Source organism: Methylibium petroleiphilum PM1, assembly GCF_000015725.1.
Taxonomy (GTDB): domain Bacteria; phylum Pseudomonadota; class Gammaproteobacteria; order Burkholderiales; family Burkholderiaceae_C; genus Methylibium; species Methylibium petroleiphilum.
In genome coordinates this window covers 1,925,081-1,939,006 of sequence record NC_008825.1, presented here as the reverse complement: position 1 = coordinate 1,939,006, position 13,926 = coordinate 1,925,081, and the positions used below count along the sequence as shown (strand labels likewise).

General features: G+C 71.5%; 12 protein-coding genes. 3 read left to right on the top strand and 9 right to left on the bottom strand.

The genetic code is table 11. The features are described 5' to 3' along the window. Position 1: 1 nt before the first annotated feature. The 3 genes from MPE_RS09070 to MPE_RS09060 form a co-directional block, all read right to left on the bottom strand. Entirely contained in the window at positions 2 to 508 is a 507-nt protein-coding gene (locus MPE_RS09070) for a RidA family protein (protein WP_011829397.1), read from the bottom strand. Between the two features lie 75 nt (positions 509 to 583). Further along, the gene (locus MPE_RS09065) at positions 584 to 1,447 is read right to left on the bottom strand and encodes a YbgC/FadM family acyl-CoA thioesterase (protein WP_011829396.1); all 864 of its coding nucleotides are present in this window, start codon (positions 1,445 to 1,447) and stop codon (positions 584 to 586) included. After that, complete coding sequence (locus MPE_RS09060; RefSeq protein ID WP_011829395.1) at positions 1,444 to 2,406, bottom strand: alpha/beta hydrolase; 963 nt, start codon at positions 2,404 to 2,406, stop codon at positions 1,444 to 1,446. Before MPE_RS09060 ends, MPE_RS09065 begins: the two co-directional genes overlap by 4 nt. A gap of 64 nt (positions 2,407 to 2,470) precedes the next feature. Here MPE_RS09060 and gbd point away from each other — a divergent pair, with 64 nt between their 5' ends. After that, on the top strand, positions 2,471 to 3,607 hold the full coding sequence (gene gbd, locus MPE_RS09055; RefSeq protein ID WP_011829394.1) for a 4-hydroxybutyrate dehydrogenase: 1,137 nt from the start codon (positions 2,471 to 2,473) through the stop codon (positions 3,605 to 3,607). Here gbd and MPE_RS09050 read toward each other — a convergent pair. The 3 genes from MPE_RS09050 to MPE_RS09040 all read right to left on the bottom strand — a co-directional run bounded on the left by MPE_RS09050 (position 3,577) and on the right by MPE_RS09040 (position 5,330). Next, positions 3,577 to 3,834, bottom strand: a complete 258-nt coding sequence (locus MPE_RS09050; RefSeq protein WP_011829393.1) for a hypothetical protein — start codon at positions 3,832 to 3,834, stop codon at positions 3,577 to 3,579. The two genes, gbd and MPE_RS09050, sit on opposite strands and share 31 nt — an antisense overlap. A gap of 115 nt (positions 3,835 to 3,949) precedes the next feature. Continuing rightward, a complete protein-coding gene (locus MPE_RS09045; RefSeq protein ID WP_011829392.1) occupies positions 3,950 to 4,207 on the bottom strand; it encodes a DUF1653 domain-containing protein in 258 nt (85 codons plus the stop codon). Between the two features lie 31 nt (positions 4,208 to 4,238). After that, a complete protein-coding gene (locus MPE_RS09040; RefSeq protein WP_011829391.1) occupies positions 4,239 to 5,330 on the bottom strand; it encodes a patatin-like phospholipase family protein in 1,092 nt (363 codons plus the stop codon). A gap of 302 nt (positions 5,331 to 5,632) precedes the next feature. Here MPE_RS09040 and MPE_RS09035 point away from each other — a divergent pair, with 302 nt between their 5' ends. Together MPE_RS09035 and mdoH are read left to right on the top strand one after the other, a co-directional pair. Then, complete coding sequence (locus MPE_RS09035) at positions 5,633 to 7,111, top strand: glucan biosynthesis protein G (RefSeq protein ID WP_237706387.1); 1,479 nt, start codon at positions 5,633 to 5,635, stop codon at positions 7,109 to 7,111. A gap of 77 nt (positions 7,112 to 7,188) precedes the next feature. After that, positions 7,189 to 9,342 (top strand): glucans biosynthesis glucosyltransferase MdoH, encoded by a 2,154-nt coding sequence (mdoH, locus tag MPE_RS09030; protein ID WP_011829389.1) that lies wholly within the window; start codon positions 7,189 to 7,191, stop codon positions 9,340 to 9,342. Between the two features lie 15 nt (positions 9,343 to 9,357). Here the strand turns inward: mdoH and MPE_RS09025 are convergent, their stop codons facing one another. The 3 genes from MPE_RS09025 to MPE_RS09015 all read right to left on the bottom strand — a co-directional run bounded on the left by MPE_RS09025 (position 9,358) and on the right by MPE_RS09015 (position 13,839). Continuing rightward, positions 9,358 to 11,739, bottom strand: coding sequence for a Tex family protein (locus MPE_RS09025; protein ID WP_011829388.1), 2,382 nt, complete (start codon positions 11,737 to 11,739; stop codon positions 9,358 to 9,360). A 96-nt stretch (positions 11,740 to 11,835) separates the two neighbouring features. Then, complete coding sequence (locus MPE_RS09020) at positions 11,836 to 13,413, bottom strand: OpgD/OpgG family glucan biosynthesis protein (RefSeq protein WP_011829387.1); 1,578 nt, start codon at positions 13,411 to 13,413, stop codon at positions 11,836 to 11,838. A 75-nt stretch (positions 13,414 to 13,488) separates the two neighbouring features. Then, on the bottom strand, positions 13,489 to 13,839 hold the full coding sequence (locus MPE_RS09015; protein WP_011829386.1) for a hypothetical protein: 351 nt from the start codon (positions 13,837 to 13,839) through the stop codon (positions 13,489 to 13,491). Positions 13,840 to 13,926: the final 87 nt, after the last annotated feature.

Here is a 13,926-nt window from a genome sequence, read left to right as displayed (position 1 = left end):
CTCAGAACGTGCTGCTGCCCGCCTCGCGGTCGCCCAGCGCGACGATCATGTCGATCTCGACCGCCGCGTTCTTGGGCAGCTGGGCCACGCCGACCGTGGTGCGGGTGTGGCCGCCGCCCGGCTGGAACAGCGTGTAGAGAATGTCCGAGGCGGCGTCGGCCACCTCGCTGTGCTCGGTGAAGTTCGGCGCGCTCTGCACGTAGACCGTCATGCGCAGGATGCGCTTCACGCGGCTCAGGTCGCCGCCGGCGGCCTGGCGCACGACGGCCAGCGCCTTCACCACGCAGATGCGGGCCGCATGGCGGGCCTCCTCGCGCGAGATCTCGGCGCCGACGCGCCCTGCCACCGCTACCGCACCGCGGATGCGCGGGATCTGGCCGCTGACGTAGAGGATGCCGTCGTGCTCGACCGACACCTCGTAGTGCGGCACGGCGCGAATCTCCTCGGAGAACTCCACGCCCAGGTCGTTGGCCAGTTTCTTGAACAGTGCGTCGCTTGCGGTGCTCATCGGGGCTGCCTCGTCATGATCCCGGCATGATGCCTCGCAGCGCCGGTCGCACCAAGCGCGGCCGATGCCGGCGCGCTACAGGCTGCGGCGCATCTCCACGTGCGGGATGCCCGCTTCCTCGAAGCCCGGCCCGCTCTGCGTGAAGCCGGCGCGTGCGTAGAACGGCACGGCCGAGAGCTGGGCGCTCAGCACGATCTCGCCGTCGCCGCGCCGGGCGGCCAGCGCGATCAGCGCGTCCAGCACCGCACGCCCGGCCCGGCCGCCGCGCAGCGGCCGGCGCACCGCCATGCGCCCGATGCGGGCCAGGCCCGGCGCCTCCTGCGCCAGACGGCCGGTTGCCAGCGGGAAGCCCAGGCGGTTGCAGGCCACCGCATGCAGCGCGGTGGCATCGGAGGCGTCCCACTCCATCGCGGCCGGGATGCGCTGCTCGTCGATGAAGACCTCGGTGCGGATCGAACGCGCCGCCTCGCCCAGCGTGGACCAGTCCCCGGTGCGGACCTCGAGCATGGACTGGCCGGCCTCGAAGCCTTCCAACACCTCGCGCAGCGCCGGCGGCACCGGCCGGCTGGTCTGCGTGGCCGGGTCGGCGAACACGTAGACCAGCTCGCCGCTGACCAGCAGGTCGTTGCCGCGCATCACCGCGCCGTGGAACAGCAGCGATGAGGTGCGGATGCGGGTGCAGCGGATGCCGATGTCGAGCACGTCGTCGTAGCGCGCCGAGCCCTGGTAGTCCAGCGTCGCCTTGCGCACATACAGGTCGCCGCCGAAGTGCTGCATCGACTCGGCGTAAGGCAGGGCCAGCGCACGCCAGTAGTCGGCCAGCGCGGTGTCGAAGTACATCAGATAGTGGCCGTTGAACACGATCTGCTGCATGTCCACCTCGGCCCAGCGCACCCGCAGGGCGTGCAGATGGCGGAAATCGCTGCGTTGGAGCGTCATGGCGAGAAGGCCTCCCTCAGTGCCCGGGCCGCCGCGGCGTGCGCCTGGCGCGCCTCCGGCACCGCGCGGCCCATCTTGATGAAATCGTGGACCACGCCGCGCCACAGCTCCAGCTGCACCGGCACGCCCGCGGCGCGCAGCACGTCGCCGTAGGCCACGCCCTCGTCGACCAGCGGATCGCATTCGGCCAGGCCGATCCAGGCCGGCGCGACACCGCCGTGGTCGGGTGCGAGCAGCGGGGCGAAGCGCCAGTCCTCGCGGTGCTCGGTCGCGATGTAGTGGCCGAAGAACCAGTCGATCAGCGGCCGCGCCAGCAGCACGCCCTCGGCAAAGCGGCGGTGCGAGTCGCTGTCCTGCCGGGCGGCGGTGCCCGGGTAGAACAGCAGCTGCAGCGCCAGCGGCAGAGCGGCATCGCGCGCCATCAGTGCGCACACCGCGGACAGCGTGCCGCCGGCACTGTCACCGCCGACCGCGAGGCGCGTGTCGTCGAGCCCCAGCCTCGCCCCGCCCTCGCGCGCCACCCACTGCAGCGCGTCCCAGGCATCGTCGACCGCGGCCGGAAAGCGGTGCTCCGGCGCAAGCCGGTAGTCCAGCGACAGCACCGCCGCGCCACCCTGCAGCGCGAGCTGCCGGCACAGGCTGTCATGGGTGTCCAGGCTACCGATCGTGAAACCGCCGCCGTGCAGGTAGAGCAGCACCGGCAGGCGCGCGCTGCTCGGTGCATACAGGCGCGCCGGCAGAAGGTGGCCGTCGCGCGCCGGGACGAGCAGGTCCTCGACGCGCGCCAGCGCCACCCGCGGCAGATCCAGGATCTCGGCACCGAGCCGGTAGGCCTCGCGCGCGGCGTCGACGCTCATCGTGTGCAGCGGTGGCCGGCCGGCGCGGCGCATGCGGTCGAGCACGTCGCGCATCGTCGGGGTCAGTCCGTGCTGGGGCGGCTGGAAGGCGGCGGACGGCATCGGCCGCGAGCATACTGGCAGCCGCCGTTTCCGGCTCGAACCGCGCGCCCCGAGGCACTCCAGCATGGCCAGCATCTTCTACATCACCCAGGTCCAGTTCGATTTCGGCGCGGTGCGCGAGCTTGCTGCCGAGTGCGCACGTGTCGGCATCTGCCGTCCGCTCGTGATCACCGACGCCGGGGTGCGTGCCGCCGGCGTGCTGCAGAAGGCGCTCGACGCGATGAAGGACCTGCCCGTCGCGGTGTTCGACGGCACCCCGTCCAATCCCACCGAGGCGGCCGTGCGCGCGGCCCGCGAGGCCTGGGACGCGCACCGCGCCGACGGGCTGGTGGCCGTGGGCGGCGGCTCGAGCATCGACCTGGCCAAGGGGCTGGCGATCCTGGCCACCCACCCCGGCGAGCTGAAGACCTACGCCACCATCGAAGGCGGCTCGCCGAAGATCACCGCGGCGGCAGCCCCACTGATCGCCGTGCCGACCACCGCCGGCACCGGCAGCGAGGTGGCGCGCGGCGCGATCGTGATCGTCGACGACCACCGCAAGCTCGGCTTCCATTCCTGGCACCTGGTGCCCAAGGCAGCGATCTGCGACCCGGAGTTGACGCTCGGCCTGCCGTCCGGCCTCACCGCCGCCACGGGCATGGACGCGGTGGCGCACTGCATGGAGACCTTCATGTCGGCGGCCTTCAATCCTCCAGCCGACGGCATCGCGCTCGACGGCCTGGCGCGAGCCTGGGCCCACATCGAGCGCGCCACCCGCAACGGCGGCGACCGTGAGGCGCGGCGCCAGATGATGAGCGCGTCGATGCAGGGCGCGATGGCCTTCCAGAAGGGGCTGGGCTGCGTGCACTCGCTGTCGCACAGCCTCGGCGGCATCGACCCGCGGCTGCACCACGGCACCCTCAATGCGATGTTCCTGCCGACCGTCGTGCGCTTCAACGCCGACGCCGACAGCGTGCGCGGCGAGCGACGCCTGGAACGCATGGCCCAGGCGATGGGCCTGGCTTCGGCCGCCGACCTGCCGGCGGCGCTCGTCGACATGAACGCCCGGCTCGGCCTGCCCGGCGGCCTGGCTGCGATGGGGGTAGATGCAGCATGGCAGGAGCGCATCGTCAGCGGCGCCCTGCTCGACCACTGCCACAAGACCAACCCGCGTCTTGCGAGCGCCGACGATTACCGGGACATGCTGGCCGCCTCGATGTGAGGCTCGAGCGCGCCGGTCGCGGCGGCCGACGCCACCACCGGCGCCGCCGCCTCGCCGACGCGGTAATAGCCGCGGTAGTAGGGCCTCTGGTAGGGCCGGTCGTAGCCCGGCCCGTAGATGGGCCGCTGCACCGGCACGACCGGCACCACATAACAGCCGCCCAGCAGGGCCGGGATCAGCAGCGCGCCGAACCGGGCCCGGCGCCACAGGGAAAGGAAGTTGGACATGAAGGGTCTCCGCAGCGGCCCGGATGCCGGGCCCATCCCTTCTCAACGCCGTGCGCGACGGGGCGTTGATTGCTGCCAGGTAAAGACGACCGGCGGGAGCGGTCCCGGGCGCCGCTCAGTCGATCGCGGTGCCGCCGTGCTCGAACGCAAAGCGCGGGCGCAGCAGGCCGTCCACCATCAGCGATTCTGTGAACATCGTGAACGGCCGCACCCACAGGCCGTGGTCGCCGTACAGCGGGCGGTAGAGCACCAGCGGCTCGAGAGTCTCGCTGTGCCGCACGACGCCGAGCACCTCGTAGCGTGCGCCCTTGTAGTGGACGTAGGTGCCGAGCGCGATCTCGGGCAGCGGGGACAGCGGATCGTCGAGAGCCATGCCGCGATTGTCGCGCGACGCGCGGCAGGGCTCAGAGCGGCTCGACCGTCAACCGCGGCCCGGCCGCCACCGCAACAGCCAGGTCGTCGGCCAGCCGCTCGCTCTCGGCCACCGCACGGCGCCACACCGCCATGCGGCCGGCCAGGTCGGTGGCATAACGCTTGAAATCGCTGCGGTCGGGCAGCTTGCCGTGCGGCAGCGTGCGCACCCAGGCCGGGTCGGGCGCCAGCACCATCACGTTGTCGAGGAAAGGCGTGGCGTGGTGGCGGTGCTTCAGGGACTTGTCGAGCCAGCCGGGCACCACCGCCTTCTGGAAATGCGGGTACAGCACCAGGCCGGGTGCGGCGCCGCGGTTGATCGAGGGGTAGTTCCAGTGCAGGTGGTAGTCGGTGATGCCGCCATCCCAGTAGGCTCCGGGCGGTGCGCCGGGGATATCGTGCACCGCCTTCAGCGCGAACGGGATCGAGCACGACGCCAGCAGGGCCGGGCGGAAGTTCTCCGCCGTCAGTCGCACCTGCCGGTGGCGCAGGTCGCTCAGGTCGACCGGCAGCGCCTCGCCCGGCGAGGAGAACACCACGCGCTCCAGCCAGGCGCCGAGCGTGCGGCGGCTGAGCGCGTTGCTCAGCAGCGCGCCGGCATAGCCGAGCGGCGTGCGCACGCGGCCCTCGCGGCCGAGCACGTGGCGGCCTCGCGAGGTGACGATGTGCAGGCGGTAGCGCGGATGGGCCAGCAGCGCCTCGACCTGTCCGTCGAAGAAGGCGCGCAGCTCCTGCTCGAAGCCGCGGCTGACCTGGGCCGCGTTCGGCAGCGTGCGGCCGGGGTCGAGTTCGTAGGTCTGCGCGATGTAGTCCTCGGTCAGTCGCGCGAAGCCGGCCCGCGGATCGGCCAGCGCGGCCGTCGCCATGCGCCACGCACCGATCGACGCCCCGGCGAGGTGGACCGTGTGCGTGCTGCCGGCCAGCCACTGCCCGAACAGGTAGCGGTCCATCGGCCCCAGCACCAGCCCCTTCGGACCGCCGGCGGCACCGGCCACCACCCGCACGTCCTGCGGCCGCAGGCCGTGTTCGGCCAGGTGGGCGCGGGCGCTGCGGCCGGCGTAGATGCGCAACGCGGGGGTGGTCATCGGCCGATGCTAACGGGCTGCTGGCGGCGTCGCCGCCGTGCGTAGGCGGCGGCCTACAGACGCAGTCGGTGGCCGCCGATGGCCGGCACCGGCGCGTGCCACGAACATGCGTTCACACCCTCATTGTTCCGGGGGCTGCAAACCGTGCCAGTCCGCGCAACAATCGTGCTGCATTGCACCAATTCGTCGATCCCCTCCACGATCCCGTGAACGCCACCGCCCTCTCTCAGCCCCTGATGGGTCGTGCCCGTTCACGCTCAGCGCGATCGCTGATCTGGGGCTGTGCCGCAGCGGGGGCCCTGATGGGTGCGAAGGCCCAGGCGGCCTTCGACCTGAACGGGCTGACCGAGCGCGCCCGGGCGCTCGCTGCCGCGCCCTACCGCGAACCGCCGCCCTCCGCGAACCCTCGCCTCGCGGCACTGAGCTACGACGACTACCGCGCCATCCGTTTCCAGCCGCGCGCGGCATGGTGGCGTGATGCCGGCCTGCCCTTCGAGTTGCAGTTCTTCCATGTCGGCGGCATCCACACCCGCCCCGTGCGCGTGAACGAACTGGTAGAGGGCCGCGAAGTGCCGCTGAACGTGCCTGCCGGCGCCTTCGACTATGGCCCGGCCGCAGCCGCCATGGCCGGCCAGGCGCAGGCCGAACTGGCCGGTTTTCGCGTCCACCACGCCCTGAACCGACCGGGCTACAAAGACGAGTTCGTCGTCTTCCTGGGCGCCAGCTACCTGCGCGCCGTGGGTGCCGGCCAGCACTACGGCAGCTCAGCGCGCGGCATCGCCGTCGATACCGCCGGCGGTGCCGGGGAGGAATTCCCGGTCTTCGAGGCGTTCTGGATCGAGCGGCCGGCGCGCGGCGCGCAGACGCTCACGCTGTACGCGCTGCTCAACGGCCCACGCGTCACCGGCGCCTACCGCTTCGAGCTGCGACCGGGCCGCGTGACCGAGGTGGCGGTGCAGGCCCGCCTGTTCCTGCGCGGCGCGGTCAGCACGCTCGGGATCGCCCCGCTCACCAGCATGTACTTCGGCGGCGAGAACCATCCGCAGCCGCTGCAGGCCGTGGGCGATTTCCGGCCCGAGGTGCACGACGCCGACGGCCTGTCGATCGAGACCGAAAACGGCGAGTGGCTCTGGCGCCCGCTGCTGAACCCGGAGCGTCCCTTCACGACCAGCTTTGCGATGCAGGGCCTGCGCGGCTTCGGCCTGATGCAGCGCGACCGCGCATTCTCCAGTTACGAAGACACCGAGGCCCGCTACGAACAGCGGCCCAGCGTGTGGGTGCGCCCCGAGGGCGACTGGGGCGCCGGACGCGTCGAGCTGATGCAGTTCCACTCGCCCGACGAGACCAACGACAACGTGGTGGCGTACTGGGTACCGGCGCGCCTGCCGGCCGCCGGCGAGCCGCTGTCCCTGCGCTACACCCTGCTCTGGCAGGGCGCAGCCCCACAGGGGCCTCTGCGCCTGGGCCGGGTACTGCAGTCCCGCCGCGGTCGGGGACTGGAAGCCCCGCAGCCCGGCGAGTTGCAGTTCCACATCGACTATGCCGGCGGTCCGCTCGACACGCCGTCGGCCACCGTCGCGCCTCAGCCGTTTGTCACATCGAGTGACAACGCACGCGTCTTGCTAGCGAACGTCTACCGCAACCCGGCCACCAAGGGATGGCGACTGAACCTGAAGGTCCAGCGCCTCGATGCCAAGCAGCCTGTCGAGCTGCGCGCTCTCTTGAAGGACGGTGCCAACGTGCTCACCGAAACATGGACCTACGCCCTGCCCCCGGAATGAACGCCACCGTCACCCCCGCTCCCTTGCGCCCCACGCCGGCGCGCACCGAAACAGCGCCCCCGGTCCGCCGAGGCAGCATGACCCCGGAGCCCTGGACGGGCGTGCCGGCCGGGCTGGGCCGACTGTTCAGTGCCCGGGGCGATCGCGAGACACAGCCGGCGCCGGCCTGGCTCGCCGCGGCGACGGCGCGCCGCCGCCTGCTGCTGGCGCTGGTCATCGGCAGCGCCGGCCTGGCCACCGCGGTGCTGGACGGTGCCGCCGGGCCCGGTCACAGCGGCCCCTGGGCCGTGCTGCAGACGGGGCTGTTCGCGCTGCTGTTCGCCTGGGTGGCGGCCGGCTGCGTGACCGCGGTGATGGGCTACGTGAGCCTGCGCCGCGGCGACCACCATGCGCTGAGCCCCGAAGACGTGGCCGGCCGGCCGATCGCCGAGGACGCCCGCACCGCCGTGGTGATGCCGATCTGCAACGAGGACATCGCCACCGTCGTGGCCGGCCTGCGCGCCACCATCGAATCGCTGTCGCGCGCCGGCTCGTTCGACCGCTTCGACGTCTACATGCTGTCGGATACCGGCGACCTGACGCTGCGCGACGCCGAACTGGCCGCCTGGCGCGGCCTGCGCGAGGCGCTGGCCGCCGACGGATATGACAGCAGCCGCATCTACTACCGCTGGCGCCAGCGGCGCACCAAGCGCAAGGCCGGCAACGTGGCCGACTTCTGTCGCCGCTGGGGCCGCGACTACCGCTACATGGTGGTGCTCGACGCCGACAGCGTGATGAGCGGCGACGCACTGCTGACGATGGTGCGCCTGATGGAGGCCCAGCCCAAGGCCGGCATCATCCAGACCGCGCCCCGCTCCTGCGGCCACGATTCGCTGCACGCCCGCCTGCAGCAGTTCTCCGGCCGGGTGACCGGCCCGCTGTTCAGCGCCGGCCTGCGCTTCTGGCAACTGGGAGAATCGCACTACTGGGGCCACAACGCGATCCTGCGCGTCGAACCCTTCATGAAACACTGCGCGCTGGCGAAACTGCCCGGCAAGGGCGGCCTCAGCGGCGAGATCCTGTCGCACGACTTCGTCGAGGCGGCGCTGATGCGCCGGGCCGGGTACGAGGTGTGGCTGCTGCCCGAACTCGACGGCAGCTACGAGCAGGCGCCGCCGCACCTGATCGACGAACTGACGCGCGACCGTCGTTGGTGCCAGGGCAACCTGCAGAACGCCCGGCTGGTGGCCGAACCCGGCTTTGCCGGCGTGCACCGGGCGATGTTCGTCACCGGCGCCATGTCCTACGTGGCCTCGCCGATCTGGCTGGCGTTCGTGCTGCTGGGCGTGCTCCCCTGGTTCGCCGGCGACGGCCTGCAGGCCGCGACCGAGGGGGCCGGCCTCCCGCTGGCGCAGATGATGCTGTGGAGCGCCACGCTCGCCCTGCTGCTCGTGCCTCGCGTGCTGGCGGTGCTGCTGGTGATCCGGCGCCGTCAGGAGGCCGGCTACGGTGGCCGCCAGACCCTCGTGACCAGCGCGCTGCTCGAAGCGCTGATGTCGGCAGTGCAGGCGCCGGTGCGCATGGTGGCCCACTCGATCTTCGTGCTGGGTGCGCTGACGGGGCTGAAGCTGAACTGGAAATCGCCCTCGCGGGAAGCCACCGCGGTCGGCTGGCGCGAGGCGATCGGGCGCTTCGGCGTCATCGGTGCGATCGTCGCCGCGGCACTGGCCTGGTGGCTGGCCGGCCAGCCCGGTGAGGCCTGGCGCGTGCTGCCGCTGGCCTTGCCCCTGGTGCTGGCCGTGCCGCTGGCGGTGCTCACCAGCCGCAGCGAGTTCGGCCTGGCCTGGCGTCGCCGTGGCTGGCTGCTGATTCCCGAGGAATCGCGCGCGCCGGCGGTGCTGCAGGCCGCCTGGCGCTACGCCGGCGTGGTGCGCCCGACGATCAGCGCTCCGGCGCCGGCCGGCGTTCGCAATGACGTGGCGCTCCGCGGCAGCGGCGCCGCCACCTGGCAGCGCCGTGCCCTGGCGACTGTCGGCCTCGCGATGGCCACCGGCGTGGCAGTGATTCCGCAGACCGTGGCGACCGGCGGCCTGTCGCACAGCGACCTGGCAGCGATGCGCATCGTGATGCAGGCGTCCAGCCCGTCGGCGGCGCCGCGCGTGCTCGGCGCGCTGCCGGTCCGTCGCGTGTCGACGATGCCGGCCGACAGCGTGCGCTACCCGGTGGTCCGGCGCAGCGCGACGCGCACCTGAAGCGCGACGGGCAACTCAGCGCCGCGACTGCAGCTTCGCGAACGCGGCGGCCATCGCGCCGCCGGCGGCGGACTGGGGTGAGCTGCCGCGCGGCGCACCGCTGCGGGCACGCTCATCGCGTCCGGCCGGCCGGTAGCCGTTCTCGCTGCCCTCGCCGCGTCCGTCGCGTCCGCGCGCCACGCTGGTGTCGAGTTTCATCGTCAGCGAGATGCGGCCGCGCGCCAGATCGACCTCGAGCACCTTGACCTTGACGATGTCGCCGGTCTTCACGATCTCGCGCGCGTCGTTGACGAACTTGTTCGCCAGCTGGCTCACGTGTACCAGCCCGTCCTGGTGGACGCCCAGGTCCACGAAGGCGCCGAACTGCGCCACGTTGCTGACCGTGCCTTCCAGCGTCATGCCGGCCTGCAGGTCCTTGATGTCGTCGACGCCCTCGTTGAAGCGCGCCACCTTGAAGTCCGGGCGTGGGTCGCGGCCAGGCTTCTCCAGCTCGGCGAGGATGTCCTTCACGGTGATCGCGCCGAAGCGCTCGTCGGCGTAAGCCTCGGGCCGCAGCTTGCGGATCACGTCGCTGTTGCCGATCAGATCACCGACGGGTCGGCCGACGGCGGCGATGATCTTCTCGACCACCGGGTAGGTCTCGGGGTGCACGCCCGACAGGTCGAGCGGGTTGTCGCCGTCGCGGATGCGCAGGAAGCCGGCCGCCTGCTCGAAGGTCTTCTCACCCAGGCCCGCGACCTCGCGCAGCTGGCGGCGGTTGCGGAAGGCGCCGTGCGTATCGCGCCAACGCACGATGCCGGCCGCGACCGCGCCCGACAGCCCGGATACGCGCGACAGCAGCGGCGCCGACGCGGTGTTCAGATCGACGCCGACCGAGTTGACGCAGTCCTCCACTACCGTGTCGAGCGTGCGCGCGAGTTCGCTCTGGTTCACGTCGTGCTGGTACTGGCCGACGCCGATGCTCTTGGGGTCGATCTTCACCAGCTCGGCCAGCGGGTCCTGCAGCCGCCGTGCGATCGAGACCGCTCCGCGCAGGCTCACGTCGAGCTCCGGCAGTTCCTTGCTGGCGAACTCCGAGGCCGAGTAGACCGAAGCGCCCGCCTCGCTGACGACCACCTTCTCGATGTGCGTGCCAGGGGCCAGTTGCTGGATGCGCTTGATCAGGTCGGCCGCCAGCTTGTCGGTCTCGCGGCTCGCGGTGCCGTTGCCGATGGCGATCAGGTTGACGCCGTGGGTCGCGGCCAGCCGGCCCAGCGTGTGGATCGCGCCGTCCCAGTCCTTGCGGGGCTCGTGCGGGTACACCGTGGCCGTGTCGAGCACCTTGCCGGTGTCGCTGACGACCGCCACCTTCACGCCGGTGCGGATGCCGGGGTCCAGGCCCATCACCACGCGCTTGCCGGCCGGCGCGGCCAGCAGCAGGTCGCGCAGGTTCTCGGCGAAGACCTTGATCGCCACCTTCTCGGCATCCTCGCGCAGCCGCGCGAACAGGTCGCGCTCCAGGCTCAGGCTGAGCTTGACCTTCCAGGTCCAGGCCACGCACTTGCGGATCAGCTCGTCGGCCGGGCGCTTGGCGTGGCTCCAGCCCAGATGCACCGCGATGCGCCCTTCGGCGAGCGTCGGCTTGCCCGGCAGCGCCTCCTCGTCGAGCACCAGCTTCGCGTCCAGGATCTCCAGCGTGCGACCTCGGAACACCGCGAGCGCACGGTGCGAGGGCACGGTGCGGATGGGCTCGTCGTAGTCGAAGTAGTCGCGGAACTTCGCGATCTCCGCGTCCTGCTCGTTCTTGCCATCCATCAGCTTGGAGCGCAGCAGCCCCTCGTCCCACAGCCAGCCTCGCAGCGACTGCACCAGTGCGGCGTCCTCGGCCCAGCGTTCGGACAGCAGGTCGCGCACGCCGTCGAGCACCGCGTGGACATCGGCGAAGCCGGCGGTCGCCAGCGCCTCGGCGCCGCCCGCATAGCCGGCCACGAAGGCGGCGGCCTCGACCAGCGGGTCGAGCGTGGGGTCGGCGAACAGGCGGTCGGCCAGCGGCTCGATGCCGGCCTCGCGGGCGATCATGCCCTTGGTGCGACGCCGCGGCTTGAAGGGCAGGTAGAGGTCTTCCAGCTCCTGCTTGGTCGGCGCGGCGTCGATCGCGGCGCGCAGTTCGGGCGTGAGCTTGCCCTGCTCGTCGATGCTCTTCAGCACGGCGGCGCGGCGCTCCTCGAGCTCGCGCAGGTACCCCAGGCGCGCTTCCAGGTCGCGCAGCTGGGTGTCATCGAGGTTGTCGGTCGCCTCCTTGCGGTAGCGCGCGATGAAGGGCACCGTGGCCCCGCCGTCGAGCAGTTCGACGGCAGCGTTGACTTGGGCCGGCCGAACCTTCAGCTCGGCGGCGATTTGCAGCAGGATCTTGTCCACGGACTCGGGAGGGGCCCGGCAACGGGCCGCGGATCATCGGGAAGGCGCGCAGTGTAGCGACCGGCCGGACACCGATCGTTGCATCTCGACGCGCGCTCAGACCAGCTTGCGTTCGGCCGCGGGCGGCGGGCTCCACTGGTAGAGCCAGGTCTCGCTGAGCGACTGGCCGTCGCAGCGCAGGTAGACGCGCAGGTCGATCGGCTCGGTGCCGGCCGGCGGCACCACGTCGAACATCGCCCTGTAGCCCGAGACCGAGGCCAAGGGCCGCGCCGACGTGATCTCCACGCGGCCACGCGAGGCGCTGACGACGGCCTCGACCTTGGCCTTCGGCCCGATCAGCGACAGGTCGCCGCCGGAGAAATCGACCGCGAACCGCCACGAGAAATACTTGCGCGGCTGACCGATCACACCGCCCAGGCCGGTGCGCGTGGCCACGCAGCGCGCGAGCGGCGGCCGGGCCGGCGGCTGCGCGCCCCAGTAGAGGCGGTAGGCGAACAGCAGTTCCTCGCCGGCCTGCGGTGGGCGCGCCGGATTCCACAACGCGACGATGTTGTCGAAGGTCTCGTCGGCGGTCGGGATCTCCACCAGCTGCAGCGAGCCGGCGCCCCAGCCCGACTTCGGTTCCACCCACACGCAGGGCCGCTTGTCGTAGAACACGCCGTCGTCCTGGTAGTGGTCGAAGTTGCGGTCACGCTGCAGCAGGCCGAAGCCGCGCGGATTCTCGTCCTGGTAGGCGTTGAAGCGCAGCGTGGCGGGATTGGTGAGGGGGCGCCAGATCCACTCGCCGCTGCCGGTCCACATCTGCAGGCCGTCGCTGTCGTGCACCTCGGGCCGCCAGTCGTTGGCGACGCGGCGGTCGTTCTCGCCGTACTGGAACATGCTGGTCAGCGGCGCGATGCCCAGGCGCTCGATGGGTTTGCGCGGGTAGAGCGCCGCATCGATGTCCATCACCTGCGTGTCGCCCGGCGTGATGACGAAACGGTAGGCCCCGGCAATGCTGGGCGAATCGAGCAGCGCATACACCGTGATGCTGCTCGACTGGCGCGCCGGCTTCTCCAGCCAGAAGGCGACGAAGTTCGGAAACTCCTCCGGTCGCGGCAGGCCGGTATCGACGGCCAAGCCGCGCGCCGACAGACCGTACTGCCATTCCCCGCCGACCGCGCGGAAGTAGCTCGCGCCCAGGAAGGCCGAGATGTCGCGCTCGAGATCGGTGTGGAAGTTCAGCCGGAAGCCGGCGAAGCCCAGGTCGCTCGGCAATTGACTGCCCTGAACCCCGCTCTTGCCGTAGTCGAACATCTCGGCGTCGTAGGCCAGTTCGCGGGCCCGGCCGTCCACCAGCTCGTGAATGCGCACCGGCGACTTGAAGAACAGCCCCAGATGGAAGAACTGCACCCGGAAGCGCAGCTCGTCTTCGCCCCACAAGGCGTGGTCGGGTCGGAAGCGGATGGCCTGGTGGCGGTCCCAGTCGAGCGAGTCGATCGCCTTCGGCAGCACCGACCGCGGCGCCTGGTAGGCCTTGGCAGCCAGCGCACGAGCGCGGCCCTTGAGCAGCGCGTAGTCGAAGGCCTCGGCCTGGCCGATCGCCTTCAGGCCCGCTGCGGCAGCGTCACCGCCCAGCAGGGCCTGGAGCGTGGCCGACGCGGCCATGCCGCGCAGCAGTTGTCGTCTTTGCATGGAGGGAGAGAGGAAGGAGGATGCGAGCCTCCGTACGATACCGGAGGCTGCGGCAGGCCGGGACGGCCTGCGTCTTCAGGCGGCGGCGAGCGGAACGAGTTCGCTGCCGATCGCGATGCGGATCGTCGGGTGCACGCCGGGCCGACGCAGCAGCAACTGCGCCAGCAGTTCCTGAGCCGCGCGCCACAGCGCGATGCCGCGCGGGCGGTCGCCCTGGCAGTCGCGACGCGGAATCACGAGCTCGGATTCCACCGGTTCACCGCGCCCCGCGAAGTCGATCACGCAGCGTGCCACCAGCACCTGGTGCGTCGCCAGCAGCACCTCCGTGCTGTGGTGCGCGTCGAGGTCGAAGTCGATGTCGGCCGGTGCCGGGGCGGCCGGTGCGAGGAGGCTGTCGATGTCGGCAAGTCGGGGTCGGGCTGTCATGGATGCAGATGCTAGATCGCCCTTCGTGACAGTCTGTAGGCGCCCGAAAGTCCCTGCTGTAGGACAACGCGCCGGCCGCGCCCCCTA